Consider the following 12940-nt stretch of genomic DNA (forward strand, 5'->3'; position numbering starts at 1 on the left):
ATTGTGAGTAACGACCCCGACGATGAAATGTCGTCCACGCCGGACATGCTAGATGGCCCGCGACTACATTTTGGTTGCCTCGGGTTCATGACGATCAAGCCAATGCACGAATAGCGCCGCCAGCAACGCCATTGCGGACGATAGAAACATCATTCCGAGCAAGACAAATGCCGAGTTTGATTCGCTGAGAATAGTGCTGGTGATTCCGGACATCAGGGCCCCACCTGCGCCTGTAAGGGCACCCGATAGTCCGGCAGCGCTTCCGACCAGTTCGGGCCGAACGGACATCGCGCCAGCGTTACTGCTCGGCATCGAGACGCCGTTTCCGAAACCGAGAAAAACGCAAGCGCCAAACAAGGATACCTCGTGCACGAATCCGGCGAGGAGCAACCCTAGCCCCGCCGCTAGTCCGACACAGGCGACAAGCCTGCCCACGACCATCATCGTCGTAAGTGGAAAGCGCGCAGCAAATTTACCTGACACGAAACTGCCGATGATAAAGCCTGCGGCGGTGCTTCCCATATAAACTCCAAGCTTCGCCGGCGACATCCGAAACACCGTTGTTGCCACGAGAGGCGCGGCCGAAAGAAAGGCGTAAAGTGCACCGATTGAAAACGCCATGCACAGTGAGTAACCCCAAAATCGCCGAGACCGGAACAAACTGGGGAATGCCTGAAACTGCTTCGTGAACGTCTCTGAAGGGTTCTTGTTGGTCTCGCCTAGATCGAACCAGCACAAGGCCAGCATGGCCGCGCCAAAGACAAGGAACGCCCAAAAATTCGAGCGCCAGCCAAATAGTTGATCCAACGTTCCTCCTAACGTTGGGGCCACCATTGGCGCGATCGCCCATGCGATCGATAAATAGCCTATGAGGCTTGCCGCTTTCTGTGGCGGTTCCGCATCCCGGATGATCACGCGCGATAGCGCTAATCCGGAGACTATTGCGGCCTGCATCGTGCGAAAGAGCAGAAACGTCCAGACGTCTGTCGCCAGCAAACAGCCGAGCGATGCGCAGACGAAGATCGCGAGACTTGCGAGGATCACTGGTCGCCGGCCGACCCTGTCCGACAAGGGGCCGATCAGTAGTTGCAGCACTGTCGTCGTCCCGGCGTAGCCGGCAATCGATACGTTCGCGAGCAAACCATAACCGGCATGAAACTCGCCGGCGATTGCCGATAGCGACGGGAGAAACATGTTTAGCGAAACGACAGAGAGACTGCTGAGCAGGATGAGCGTGAACAATTTCGGTCGTGTGGAGGAAGCCATGCGCAACTTTCCAGTACCTGATTGGCTGACGAACAGCCAACGTCCGTGGCTTAAGCCATCTAGCAGCGAACCGACATTTCCAGGCCGCCGTCGAATGGCAAAGTCATCGTCGTGAAGCGGTTGGTCGGATCATTCAGGAACTCGAAATAATCTGCATAGAATGCTCGATGCTGCCTCGTGTTATCGCTTACAACGACGGCGCCATACGCGAGTTGCGGTGCGACGAGTTCTAATGCAGGCAGCGCCATCGCAATCCAAACGTCCATCAGCACGAAATCGATGGGGCCGTCGATCTGCTTCAGCGTCTGTCGAAGATCCCCCTCGCGGAGCTGGATGAAGCTGCTCAAACCTGATCGTGCAAAATTCTCTCGAGCAGCGGCAGCCTTGCTAGGCTCGTGCTCAGTTCCGATAACCGCACCTGAGCCACCTGATTCGGCGACATTGTCGCGCACCGCAGCCGCAAGGTAGAGTGTTGAGACACCATACGAAGTGCCGACCTCGACAATCCGGCAAGCCTTTTTGGCACGGCAAAGCTGGTAGCAAAACTCCGCCTTGTCGCGGTCCAGCGCAACAAGCTTGTTGTTACGAAAGGCGCGAATCTCCTCAGCGCTTGGAGGATCGCTAGCGCCGGCTCGTCGCGCTTCGAAAGCTGCGATCTCCACCTTTTGCTCGTCGCTCTCGGCATGGAGTGTGTCCAGCAAAGCCTGCAGACGCTCGTCGCCAACAACCGGCATGATTGTCTCCCTTCGCTGGCATTACCCAGGCAGGTTCAACGGGTGTGATCTCAGCCCGTACTGCGGGCACCCCGGATACGGTAAGGTTTCAGGTTGAAAGTGTAGCGTCAAGCTCTTTGGCGCTCATGTGGCGATGTCTCTTGTCGGTCACGCGTTGCCTTCGCAAGTTTCGCCTGACGTTATACCGCTAGACCCTTTGCGCGTGCGCGCGCCTAATTATCGAAACCGACAAACACCGTAGCTTCTTCGACGGACTTTCGCTCCGACACCACCGCGTTCTGACTCATCATATTGTTTTGAAAGGAAAAATGGCTCTAGCGGCCCTCGACTTGGCGTTGCATAGCACAGTAGCAACTCTCTCGCAGGGGCAAATAGCAGAAAAAGAGTGTGAAGAACTCGTCGCGGTTTAGCACCGTCTCGACGGGAAGCCGGTCCAACCCGCATCACACACAACCGGTTTGGCGAACGAGGCGCCAAACCACTTGCTCGTCAACGAACCGTCATTGTCGATCCACGGCACTGGCGGCAGTTGCGGCAGGTACGATGCATACGGCATCACTTTCGCAAGCGTCACCCTGTACGGAAATCGTGTGAGGAAAGCCTTGTTCATTCCGCCGTCCAGCCCGGTGTAAATCGAGGCAGCCGGCACGTTCTCTTCAACCAATCGCGCGGTGGCGCGCTCGTCGGCGCGTCGCTTTTCCAGCGCCTTCAGCGCGATGTCCGGATTGACGACGTTGGGCGGGCATCTTTCGGTCGCGTTGAACACCAGCGGGTGCGGCGAATTCGGCGGAGGTTGAGCATCGAACACGTAGGTGCGGTTGCACACATCCACCTTGGGTTCGCGTTGCGTGGTCTCGAAATGATCGTTGCCGACCTTGAGCATTTTCCAGAAGGGCAGGTTCGGATTGTTTCGATGCCGCGCCAGGTTCGCCGGCGTCAGGCGGAACGGATAGGCCTGGATCTGGAACGACGGCCGGCCGCTGAGCGAGTCGCGCGCCAGCGAATAGATTTCGCTGATCTGTTCGTCGGTCATGGCATAGCAACCGGCCGACAGGCAGTCGCCATGGATCATGAGGAAGCTGCCGTTACGCTTGTTCGCCTTGTCGAAGCTGTTGGGGAAGCCGAAGTTGATTGAAAGATGGAAGTTGGAGTTGGGATTCATCAACTCGGGTGTGATCGCATAAAACCCTTCCGGCGCCTGCCGGTCGCCCTCGTACAACTTCGGCCCGAGATCACCCGACCACCGGCAGATCGGATAAGTCTTGAGGATTTGGAAGCGGCCGGTCGTGTCCTGTTTCCAGACTTCGAGCTCCGCCTCTTCCTTGAAAAGACGCACAACGATAGGCGAATATTTCGGCATCTTCTTCTGTTCGAGCAGCGCGAGCAGCTCGGCGGGCAGTTCCTGTGTTGCCTTGGCCGGCAACGGCTTGCTCAACGGTTTGCTGTTTTCGCCCTGGCCCATGGCCGGCGTCAGCCCTGCGGCAAACGCCGCCGCCAGCACGAGCGCACGTCGGAGCATGGTGCGGATCACTGCGGTACCGCGCGCCGCTATTTCTCGAACCCGACGAACACCGTCGCTTCCTCCACCGACTTCCTTTCCGACACCACCGCATTCGCCGGAAACGTCTCATCCGGCCAGCCCAGCGCGATGCTTTTCATGATGACCTGATCGTCGGCGATGCCTGCGTGCTCGCGCACCACGGGGGATTGCATGATGCCCTGGCTGTTAATCACGGCGCCCAGCCCGCGAGACCAGGCGGCATTGACCAGCGCGGTCGCCACGGCGCCGCAGTCGAAGGGCGTGTCGTCGCTGCCATCAAGCACGCGGTCATAGGTGATGATCACGCAGACGGGCGCGTCGAATTGACGGAAGCCGCGCAGCACCCAGTCCTGGCGCTTGTCTTTGTTATCGCGCTCGATCCCCATCGCGGAGAATAATTGCTTGGCGACGCCGACCTGCCGGTCGCGGTGCTTGCCGGCAAAGGGCTGGCCGGTGCGGAATTCGCGCGAATGCGGGATGCCCGCCACGTTTCGTTCGGTATTGCCGGCACGGATCCGGTTCAGCGGTTCGCCTGAAATGACGTAGAAATTCCAGGGCTGGGTGTTCATCGACGACGGGGCGCGCATCGCCAAACCAATGATTTCGGCAATCAGCGCCTTGGGTACCGGATCGGGTTTGTAACCGCGGATACTCCGGCGACCGAGGATGACGTCATCAAACTGCATCTGTGTAGGATTCCCATGATAGGTGCTGAAACAGTCCGGATTTTCGTGGTTTCTGCACCCTCGCGCAAGCGACGGCGGCGTGTCCCCAACGGTCCGGCCACGCAGAACATGATCGCATCAATATTGCGCACGCCGTCGTTTGGCAAATTCCGGGATCATGAAACTGTGCCGCTGATTTGCCCGACGTGTCAAGTTTTTCGGTCCAAACCTTTGGTTGCGGCGGTCGCCGGCTACTTTGCATGGGGTTGTTTTCGATATTTTTGGTGGGAGCCGCGGCGACTCGGTACGACGGCACGGTCCGGAAGGCGTGTAGCTTATTCCTCATCCGCGCCGGGCGTCTTCCTCAGCATGAAATGGCCGAACGCCGATGCGATGGGTTTGGCCGGGTCGTCCTGCCATGCCTGCGCTTCGAAGGCCACGACGCGCCGGCCCTGCTTCACGATCGAAACCCTGGCGTAGCTGTCCAGCGCGCGGCCGGAGCGAAGGTAATTGATGGTCAGGCCGATCGGCTTGGGCGGTGCCAGTGCGCCGAGTTCGCGCGTCACACCCACAATCGCGGTCGTTTCCAGAAAGGCGCCGGTCATGCCGCCGTGGATGGCGGGCAGCATCGGGTTGCCGATGATCTTTGGCGAGAAAGGCATGACAAGCGTGTCGTCCTCGCCGAGGCGGATACCGAGAGCGCGCGCGAACGGGCTGTTGGCAAACGGGCTTGTCGGATCCTCCGGGACTTCGAGCGCCGGAGGCGCGCCCTTGTGCATCCGCTCGTCGGTCAGCATGTTGGTCCGGTTCGCGCCAACCATGAAGCAGGCGGTTGCGGTAGCGACCGGATCGTCTTCGGATTCCTGGTAGGCGGCGGAGCGCACGAAGGCGATCGAGCGGGTGACGCGATAGCAGAACGAATGCGCCTTGATGTCGAGGCCCGGTGTCGCGGGCTTTTGGTAGTCGATGCGCAGATCCAGCGTGGCAATCGATCGCGTCCCGTCGAGGGCGAGCTGGACGGCCATGCCGCAGCTCTCGTCGAGCATGGCGGTGACGACACCGCCGTGAAGAACGCCTGTCTCGGTGTCACCGACGAAGACGGGACGGTAGGGCAGGCTTGACCAGGCCTCTCCAGGGGCGGCGCGATCGAGCCGAAGTCCGCTGATATATCCATAGACGGAACGGCGCGCTTCGATGGCCTTGGCAAGCTGGTCAAACGGCAGGGGCGCATTCGATGATTTGGTCATGCAGACGTTCTAGACCAACGTCGTGGCGTCGGCAAAGGCGGCGGTGCGGACCGCCCTCAGCGGTTCCGGCTCAGGCAAGGTGCAGTCGCTGAAAGTCTCAATCCGATATCGCTGATCTACCGCGCCTCTCGAATCGCCATGTCGTAGGCGTCGATCGTCGCCTTGGCGCGGACAGCGACTTCCGCCGCCGTCATGCCGGGCTTGTAGAGGCTGCTGCCGAGGCCGAACGCGAGAATGCCGGCCCTGATGTAGTCCGCGAAGTTCTGGTCGGAGACGCCACCCACGGCGGCGATCATCAGGTCTGCGGGAAGAACGGCGCGAATGGCGGTGATGCCCGCGGCGCCAAGCACGCTCGCCGGAAAGAATTTGAGGCTGGAGGCCCCCGCCTTGACGGCAAGCAGGGCCTCCGTCGGGGTAAAGACGCCGGGCATCGTGACCATGCCGCGGGCCCGGGCTCCGGCAATGATTTCCGGATCGACGTTGGGAGTTACCAGGAGCCGGCCGCCAACGTCATGGAGCCGCTCGACGGCTTCCAGCGTCAGGACAGTGCCGGCGCCAACCAGGATCCCGGCGGGGGCCTTCTTGACGGCGATCTCGATGGAGCGGAACGGATCCGGCGAGTTGAGCGGGATCTCGATTGCCGTCATGCCGCTGTCGATCAGCACGCTGACGATATCGGCCGCTTCCTCGGGCCGCACGCCGCGCAGGATCGCGACCAGCGGGCGCTTCATCGGGGGGAAAGGGACAACGCTCATTCAACACTCCAAAACGATTTCGCGGCCATCGAAAGACCGCGACGGACCGCATCCTCGGCACCGATTGATCTGACAGGAACGGACACCGTGTCAAACGCCATTTGGTAAAGCATCTGGAGCCGCCCCGACGCCACCAACGTGATGCCGGTGCTGGGTACTTCTGCGGCGAGCCCCGCCGCCAGTTCGAGACCAATCAGGGTGCCGGATATTTTCTCGCGGGCCGCGGATGGCTTGCCGCCGTAGAGGAGCTGACCCGATCGCACCTGGAACAGCAGGTTGGCGGCGAACGCAGGCTTCTCAAAGGCGGCAATGACCGCCGACGTGAAGGCGTCGATATCGTCCGCCTCATCGGCGCCGGTCATCGCGTGCGACAGGATCGTCTCTCGCGATACGACGTCGAACAGCTCTCCCGTCATGAACGTGGCGAAGCGTTCGACGGTCCCGCCATTTGCCCTGACCCACTTCGAATGGGTACCCGGCATGCAGACGACCGCATCGTCAGCCCCGTCGACACCCAAGGCACCAAGCAACTGGGTTTCCTCGCCCCGCATGACATCCGGCGCCTTGGGGTCTCGTTGTGCGATTCCCGGAAGGATCCGAATGTCGCGATCCTGTCCCGGCACCGGGACGGCATGCTCTGGGATCGATGCGAGCCGCGCCGGCGTGTCGACATATCCGGCTTCAACCCACCCCTGCCGCGCGCCGGCCATGCCGCAGACGATAACGGGCAGCCCGGGCGCGGCGTCGACGGCTTCCAGATGCGATTGCAGCACGGTTGCGAAGCCGAGTTTGCCCGCCGCCATCATGCCTTCGTGGCTGCGCCGTTCCCCCAGGACGTTGCCGGCCCGGTCGACAAGCCAAAGCCGAAAACTGCTCGTACCCCAATCGACCGCGACATATGCAGCCTCGCTCATTTCAAGTTCGTCCCGATGCTATCCGCGCCTCGAGGGCATGGTATCACGCCGGTCTACCGGCGGGCTACGCTCGCTTTGTAATTGATTTGCGCAAGCGCAATCAGCATGATCCGAAGTCATGCGGTGCCCCGCTGTCTTCCGCGGCGTGGCGTCGCCAACGAGCGCACGTCCGCAACAATGCGGCATAACAAAAAACAAAGACTTTGGAGGACGCCACCGTGATCAATCTTCCCTCTAGAAGCGCCCTCATGGGCCTTGGTCTCCTGATTGCGGCGCTTGCGCCGCAGGCCCACGCGCAATCGAACCCCAAGACCATGACGCTGGTGGTGCCCTTTGCGGCCGGCGGCGGCACGGATACCGTCGCTCGCCTCATTGGCGAGCGGATGTCGCGCACGCTCGGGCAGGCCGTCATCATCGAGAACGTGGTCGGCGGCGGCAGCACGCTGGCCAATGATCGTGTTGCCCGATCGGCGCCTGACGGTTCGACAATCCTGATCAATCACGTCGCGCTGCTCGCAGCGCCCAGCCTGTTCACCAACCTGCGGTATGATACCAAAACGGCGTTCGAGCCGGTGGGCCTCGTCAATAACGCGCCGATGGTCCTGATTGGCCGCAAGTCGATCCCCGGCGAGGGACCGAAGGACCATGTCGCCTGGATCAAGGCGCAGGGCGACAAGGCGAACTTCGCGCATGGCGGTCTCGGGACCAACAGTCATTTGTGCGCCGTGATGATGGGCAATGTGCTCGGCTTCAAACCGACGGTCGTGGCTTATCGCGGATCAGCCCCCGCCATCGGCGATCTGCTGGCGGGGCAGATCGATCTTCTGTGGGATCAGGTGACCAACGCGCTGCCGCAGATTCAGGCTGGAACGCTTCATGGCATCGCCATTACGTCGCCGCAACGTCTTGAACAGTTGAAGGATGTACCGACCACCGCCGAGCTTGGCATGCCCGAGGTGAGCTACTCGATGTGGCATGGGCTCTACGTGGCGAAGGGCACACCCAGGGAAACCATCGCTACGCTGAATTCTGCGCTCCGCGCGGCGCTGTCCGAGCCAGAGCTCGTGGAGAAGCTGAAGCAGCTCGGAACCTTGCCATTCCCTGACAAGGAGTTGACGCCTGAGGCGCATGCCAGCCTGTTCGTCGCCGACCTGCCACGCGTGGCCAAGCTCATTGAAAGCTCTGGGATCAAGGCGAGCGAAGCGAAGTAGGGCGTCTCGTGTGGCGTGGACGGCTGCGCTGGAACCGGCGCAGCTCCGTCACACCATCAGATCGTGCGACGCGTGACTGGCGGACGAGTGATGCCATTGTGCAGGCAGCTCGATCGTCTGGGCTGTCTCTGTAATCGCTGGCGGTGCACTGGCTGCTGCAGCGCTTTGGGCAGAACTGGTCGACGCCGGGATGTCCTGTGCAAGGTCGATGACGTCAGGAGCTTTTACGTCGGACATCTTGTCCTTGAAGTGGAACGTGTCGTCGGCGCCGTTGATGGTGATTGTCACGACCTGGGCGGTGCCGTCGATGGTGGTCACCTTGAAGCAGTCGGTCAGCGTGTCGCAGTCGTTGAGGGCCTGCACCGCGCAATTGGCGTTGTCGAGCTTGTAGGTCCAGACGCCATCCGCCGTCATCGTGAAGGTGCCATAGCCGGCATCGCTCGCCTTCGGCGCGCATACCGCCGTGAACGTATTGGGCGTGTTGTCGACGTCGGTGTCGGTGAGCGTGCCGGTTGCGATCGGCGTGCCGTATGTGCAAGCGCCAGCTTCGGTTACCGAGCCGGTCGCGGGGCCGCAAATGATGGCGGCATCGTTGGCGCCGTTGATGGTGATCGTCACCACCTGCGGGGTGCCGTCGATGGTGGTCACCGTAAAGCAGTCGGTCAGCGTGTCGCAGACGTTAAGAGCCTGCACTTTGCAGTTGGTGTTATCGAGCGTGTAGGTCCAGACGCCATCCGTCGTCATGGTGAAGGTGCCATAGCCGTCCGTGCTCGCCTTCGGCGTATCGATCGCCGTAAAGGTGTTGGGAGTGTTGTCGACGTCAGTGTCGGTGAGCGTGCCGGTCGCGGTTGGTTTACAAGATATGGAATTGTCCGCGCCGCCAGCCTCGATGACCGACCCGTGCTTGGTTCCGCAAATGATGGCGGCGTCGTTGGTGCCGTTGATGGTAACCGTCACCAGCTGCGCGGTGCCGTCGATGGTGGTCACCTTGAAGCAGTCGGTCAGCGTATCGCCGACGTTGAGCGCCTGCACCGCGCAATTGGCGTTGTCGAGCTTGTAGGTCCAGACGCCATCCACCGTCATCGTGAAGGTGCCATAGCCGGCATCGCTGGCCGTCGGGCAATTGACCGCCGTAAAGCCGGGCGCGTTGTCGACGTCGGTAGCGGTGAGCGTACCGGTCGCGGTCGGCGGGTCGCACTTGGTGCCACCGTCCTCGGTCACCGAGCCGGTGGTGGCGCCGAAAATGACGGCCGCATCGTTGCTGCCGTTGATGACAATTGTCACCACCTGTGGGGTGCCGTCGATGCTGTGCACCGTGAAGGAATCGGTCAGCTTGTCGCCGACATTGAGTGCCTGCACCGCGCTGTTGGCATCGTTGACCGTGTAGACCCATACGCCGTCCGCCGTCATCGTGAAGGTGCCGAAGCCCTGGGCGCTCGCGGCCGGCGTGCTGACCGCCGCAAACTTATTGGGCGCGTCATCGACGTCGGTGCTGGTGAGCGTCCCAGTGGCGCTCAGCGCCTGCAGCGCGGTGTTGGCGGCGCTGCCGGCCTCGATCGCCGTGCCACTGGTGGCCCCGGAGATGACGGCCGCGTCGTTGGTGCCGTTGATGGCGATCGTAAAGGGTTGATTGGCCGAGAGCGTCCCGTCGGATACGGTGATCGTGAAGTTCGTGGTGGTCGGCGCAACGAGCGCATTGATTGCGTCATTATTCGGAACGAACGTGTAGGAGCCGGTCGTGCTATCGACGTAAAGCGTGCCGTAGGGACCAGCCTTTGACACATCGTAGGTTTGGCCATCGATGACGGTGCTGCCGGCGGTTCCCCCGCTGATGCTGAAGGTCAGCGTGGCGCTGTTGGGGCTGCTGGCAATAAAAGTGCCGCTTGTCGCAGTGAAGACGTCAAAGACCGTGGTGTCGATTTCAGTCGGCCCGGCTATCGCATTCAGCGTCGGCGGCGTTGGCGGTGGAGGCGGCACCTTTCCGAAAACGGTCTCCGGGACCGCGGCGAGGATCGACCCCGGCAGCGCAGGCAAACTCTGCTCTGGGGGAGCATTATCAATCTGAATGAAATTGATCGGTTCCACGGGTAGCGTTTCGAGTGAAGGTGGTGTGCTCGATCCGGTTGAGCCCAGTCCTTTCTCGAAGGTGGCGAGCGCATCCTGCTGGGCCGCCTGCAATTCGGCCATTCGCGCGGGAGAGTTTGTGGTCTGACTCACGCTGACCGAGGACCCCTGCGAACGCAGGACGACGGTCTGTCCGGGATCCTCGACGAGGAAGTGTCGAGGGATCACCTCCTTGGTGACCAGCTCGAATGCGCCGTGCGCGAGATCCTTGTACGTGATGCTGCCGTCGTCCAGGAGTGTGACGTTCGGGTCGGCGGCCTGAACCTCCTTCCCAAGCAAGAAGGTGAGTGCCGTGAGCCACAGCATGCCGAACCTGCCGGCATGAGCCCGGCTTCGGTGATCGTCGAGTGTGACTTGAGCGGCAGTGCAGGTCGCACGCCTGAGGGGGCCGGAACCGGCCGCGGCCTGAACGTTGCCGACAACTTGGGGAAGCGGGGCCGCAGCGGCCTCACGTTCATCCCCAGTCTCGGCGTGGAACCCGACGAGCATGGCTCCAACCCTGCCTGCCATTATCTCATGCGATTTTCGCGCGATTTTTCGCGGTCCGGCTTTATCCAGCCCATGAGGTCAAAATGTCCTATCGCTGCCAGCCGAGGGCTGGCCGCCAACACCTCCAAACTACCCCAATCCATGGGCGTTAGGCTTTAGGCTCAAAAGATGTAATCCTTTTGAGCGGATGGTAGATGATGCCTTCCCCCCACATCGTGTCTAATGTCGCCGCGGCCGATGGTTCAAAGAGCCCGTGAGCGGTTTCTCGAACAAGATCTTCTCGGGAAAGGGGGGGATCATGCGCACGCAAACGATTGCCGCATTGGTAACAGGTCTAGTTCTGACGGCCGGCGGGCTTTTTGCCGGACCGGCCCACGCGCAACGCGATATCGCCAGGCCCGCAGTTCAGGATGTCGCATCAAAACCGATTGGAAGAGTTGTTGTCGCCACGGGTTCGGTCACGCTCGAACGCGCGGGTGCGGCGGTCGTTCAGGCGAGTACCGGAGGTCAGGCTGGTCAGGCCAAGGTAGGTGATCTCGTCTATCAGGGCGATGCCGTTGCAACCGGCGCCGACGGTAAGGTCGGTATCAACTTCACCGATGGCAGTTCCTTCAATCTGTCGAACAACGCGCGCATGGTTTTGGACGAGTTCGTGTACGATCCAAATAGTACGTCCAATGCGTCCTTGTTCAATCTGACCAAGGGAACCTTCACCTTTGTCGCGGGCAAGGTCGCGAAGACCGGCGATATGAAAGTCGACACCCCGGTCGCGACCATGGGCATTCGAGGCACCACGCCACGCGTCGAAATTTCGGATGACGGGACGGTCAGATTTTCTACGCTCATTGAAGAGGGTAAGAGCAGCGTCGTGAGAAAGCCGGGGGGACCGGCGGTGCAACAACCCGCCCTGAAGCCTTATCCCAAGTCGAATCTGAACATCTGTCGGGGGTGCTAGGCTCGTTCCCGGCGCAAGCCGTTCGCAGTGCAAGAAATTTGTCGATCAACCAGGTCCGGGCGCGCCGCGTTCAAATGGGCGGCCGCCCATTCGCTGGTTCCAACATCGGAAAGCCGGATATGGAATTGAGTGCGAGCTGGCGCATCATGTACGGCGTAGCGCCTGCTTTCGCCTTGCTGCTGCTCGGCTCACCGGCTGCCGCGCAGACCCCCAAGAAGAGTGACTATCTCGGCAACACCGCGCTGTGCAACGGCTCGGATCGGCCGTCGCTTGCAGCCCGGATCAATGGTTGCACGGCGCTCATCGATTCCGGTCAAGGCACGACGACGGCGCTTGCCATTGCCTACAATAATCGTGGCAATGCGCATACGGCAAAGGGAGACTTTGACCGCGCCATTCCGGATTTCGACCAATCGATCAAGCTCGACTCAACTAACGCCAAGCCCTTCAACAACCGCGGCGCGGCATACCTGCAGAAAGGCGAATACGACCTCGCCCTCAAATCTCTCGATCAGGCGATCAGGCTCAATGCGAACTACGGCAGGGCTTTCGTCAACCGCGCCGAAGTCTACCTGAAAAAGAACGAGTACGATCGCGCGGCGCGGGACTACGACGAGGCCGTTCGCCTTGAGCCCGATCTGCAAGCCGCGTGGAGCGGGCGCTGCTGGACCCGGGCCATCCTCGGCTCGTTGCAAGCGGCGCTCGAGGATTGCAACAAAGTGCTTCAGTCGTGGCCGGACGACGCCGCCACCTATGACTCGCGTGGACTGGTCCGCCTGAAGATGGGACAAGCCGACGCGGCGATCGATGATTTCAGTTCGGCGCTGCGGGTAGATCCGAAGCTGGCGAGCGCGCTCTATGGGCGCGGGCTTGCCAGGCGCAGGAACGGCGACATCGCTGGCAGCGATGCCGATATCTCCGCGGCAAAATCGATTCAGGCCGGAATCGATGACGACTTCACGCGCTATGGCGTGCGCGGCATCAACTAGTCAGCCAGGTTTGCCGCGAAGAAGAGCCGTTTGAACAAGCAGCAAGTGATG

General features: G+C 61.2%; 11 protein-coding genes and 1 riboswitch. Of the genes, 3 read left to right on the forward strand and 8 right to left on the reverse strand.

The window, feature by feature from the left end:
- Window positions 1–63: 63 nt before the first annotated feature.
- From ACVWVY_RS08055 to ACVWVY_RS08085, 7 genes are all read right to left on the reverse strand, one after another.
- Window positions 64–1266 carry a multidrug effflux MFS transporter gene (locus ACVWVY_RS08055; RefSeq protein ID WP_456625867.1) on the reverse strand — a complete coding sequence of 401 codons (1203 nt, stop codon included), beginning with the start codon at window positions 1264–1266 and terminating at the stop codon, window positions 64–66.
- Between the two features lie 59 nt (window positions 1267–1325).
- Window positions 1326–2000 carry an O-methyltransferase gene (locus tag ACVWVY_RS08060; protein WP_456625868.1) on the reverse strand — a complete coding sequence of 225 codons (675 nt, stop codon included), beginning with the start codon at window positions 1998–2000 and terminating at the stop codon, window positions 1326–1328.
- Window positions 1991–2084: riboswitch (TPP riboswitch) on the reverse strand. Its footprint overlaps the gene before it by 10 nt.
- 322 nt (window positions 2085–2406) lie before the next feature.
- Window positions 2407–3519 (reverse strand): L,D-transpeptidase family protein, encoded by a 1113-nt coding sequence (locus ACVWVY_RS08065; RefSeq protein WP_456625869.1) that lies wholly within the window; start codon window positions 3517–3519, stop codon window positions 2407–2409.
- A 29-nt stretch (window positions 3520–3548) separates the two neighbouring features.
- Entirely contained in the window at window positions 3549–4226 is a 678-nt protein-coding gene (locus ACVWVY_RS08070; RefSeq protein ID WP_456625870.1) for a nitroreductase, read from the reverse strand.
- A 314-nt stretch (window positions 4227–4540) separates the two neighbouring features.
- Entirely contained in the window at window positions 4541–5452 is a 912-nt protein-coding gene (locus ACVWVY_RS08075; protein ID WP_456625871.1) for a PaaI family thioesterase, read from the reverse strand.
- A gap of 116 nt (window positions 5453–5568) precedes the next feature.
- On the reverse strand, window positions 5569–6207 hold the full coding sequence (locus ACVWVY_RS08080; protein ID WP_456625872.1) for a 2-dehydro-3-deoxy-6-phosphogalactonate aldolase: 639 nt from the start codon (window positions 6205–6207) through the stop codon (window positions 5569–5571).
- The gene (locus ACVWVY_RS08085; protein WP_456625873.1) at window positions 6204–7121 is read right to left on the reverse strand and encodes a 2-dehydro-3-deoxygalactonokinase; all 918 of its coding nucleotides are present in this window, start codon (window positions 7119–7121) and stop codon (window positions 6204–6206) included. Before ACVWVY_RS08085 ends, ACVWVY_RS08080 begins: the two co-directional genes overlap by 4 nt.
- Window positions 7122–7369: 248 nt before the next feature.
- Here ACVWVY_RS08085 and ACVWVY_RS08090 point away from each other — a divergent pair, with 248 nt between their 5' ends.
- The gene (locus ACVWVY_RS08090) at window positions 7370–8332 is read left to right on the forward strand and encodes a Bug family tripartite tricarboxylate transporter substrate binding protein (RefSeq protein ID WP_456625874.1); all 963 of its coding nucleotides are present in this window, start codon (window positions 7370–7372) and stop codon (window positions 8330–8332) included.
- A 48-nt stretch (window positions 8333–8380) separates the two neighbouring features.
- On the opposite strand, the gene ACVWVY_RS08095 is transcribed toward ACVWVY_RS08090, so the two are convergent.
- A complete protein-coding gene (locus ACVWVY_RS08095) occupies window positions 8381–10762 on the reverse strand; it encodes a VCBS domain-containing protein (protein WP_456625875.1) in 2382 nt (793 codons plus the stop codon).
- Window positions 10763–11243: 481 nt separating this feature from the next.
- Between ACVWVY_RS08095 and ACVWVY_RS08100 the strand changes: the two genes are divergently transcribed.
- Both ACVWVY_RS08100 and ACVWVY_RS08105 read left to right on the forward strand, forming a co-directional pair.
- Complete coding sequence (locus ACVWVY_RS08100; RefSeq protein WP_456625876.1) at window positions 11244–11900, forward strand: FecR family protein; 657 nt, start codon at window positions 11244–11246, stop codon at window positions 11898–11900.
- Window positions 11901–12019: 119 nt separating this feature from the next.
- Window positions 12020–12889: a tetratricopeptide repeat protein gene (locus ACVWVY_RS08105; RefSeq protein WP_456625877.1), complete on the forward strand. Its 870-nt coding sequence runs from the start codon at window positions 12020–12022 to the stop codon at window positions 12887–12889.
- Window positions 12890–12940 lie beyond the last annotated feature (51 nt).

The sequence above is a fragment of the Bradyrhizobium sp. URHC0002 genome, assembly GCF_054059515.1.

Excerpts from the sequence above, each read along its gene's own strand:
- ACVWVY_RS08055 (WP_456625867.1), bottom strand. The coding sequence starts at position 1,266 with ATGGCTTCCTCCACACGACCGAAATTGTTCACGCTCATCCTGCTCAGC.
- ACVWVY_RS08060 (WP_456625868.1), bottom strand. The coding sequence starts at position 2,000 with ATGCCGGTTGTTGGCGACGAGCGTCTGCAGGCTTTGCTGGACACACTC.
- ACVWVY_RS08065 (WP_456625869.1), bottom strand. The coding sequence starts at position 3,519 with ATGCTCCGACGTGCGCTCGTGCTGGCGGCGGCGTTTGCCGCAGGGCTG.
- ACVWVY_RS08070 (WP_456625870.1), bottom strand. The coding sequence starts at position 4,226 with ATGCAGTTTGATGACGTCATCCTCGGTCGCCGGAGTATCCGCGGTTAC.
- ACVWVY_RS08075 (WP_456625871.1), bottom strand. The coding sequence starts at position 5,452 with ATGACCAAATCATCGAATGCGCCCCTGCCGTTTGACCAGCTTGCCAAG.
- ACVWVY_RS08080 (WP_456625872.1), bottom strand. The coding sequence starts at position 6,207 with ATGAGCGTTGTCCCTTTCCCCCCGATGAAGCGCCCGCTGGTCGCGATC.
- ACVWVY_RS08085 (WP_456625873.1), bottom strand. The coding sequence starts at position 7,121 with ATGAGCGAGGCTGCATATGTCGCGGTCGATTGGGGTACGAGCAGTTTT.
- ACVWVY_RS08090 (WP_456625874.1), top strand. The coding sequence starts at position 7,370 with ATGGGCCTTGGTCTCCTGATTGCGGCGCTTGCGCCGCAGGCCCACGCG.
- ACVWVY_RS08095 (WP_456625875.1), bottom strand. The coding sequence starts at position 10,762 with ATGCTGTGGCTCACGGCACTCACCTTCTTGCTTGGGAAGGAGGTTCAG.
- ACVWVY_RS08100 (WP_456625876.1), top strand. The coding sequence starts at position 11,244 with ATGCGCACGCAAACGATTGCCGCATTGGTAACAGGTCTAGTTCTGACG.
- ACVWVY_RS08105 (WP_456625877.1), top strand. The coding sequence starts at position 12,020 with ATGGAATTGAGTGCGAGCTGGCGCATCATGTACGGCGTAGCGCCTGCT.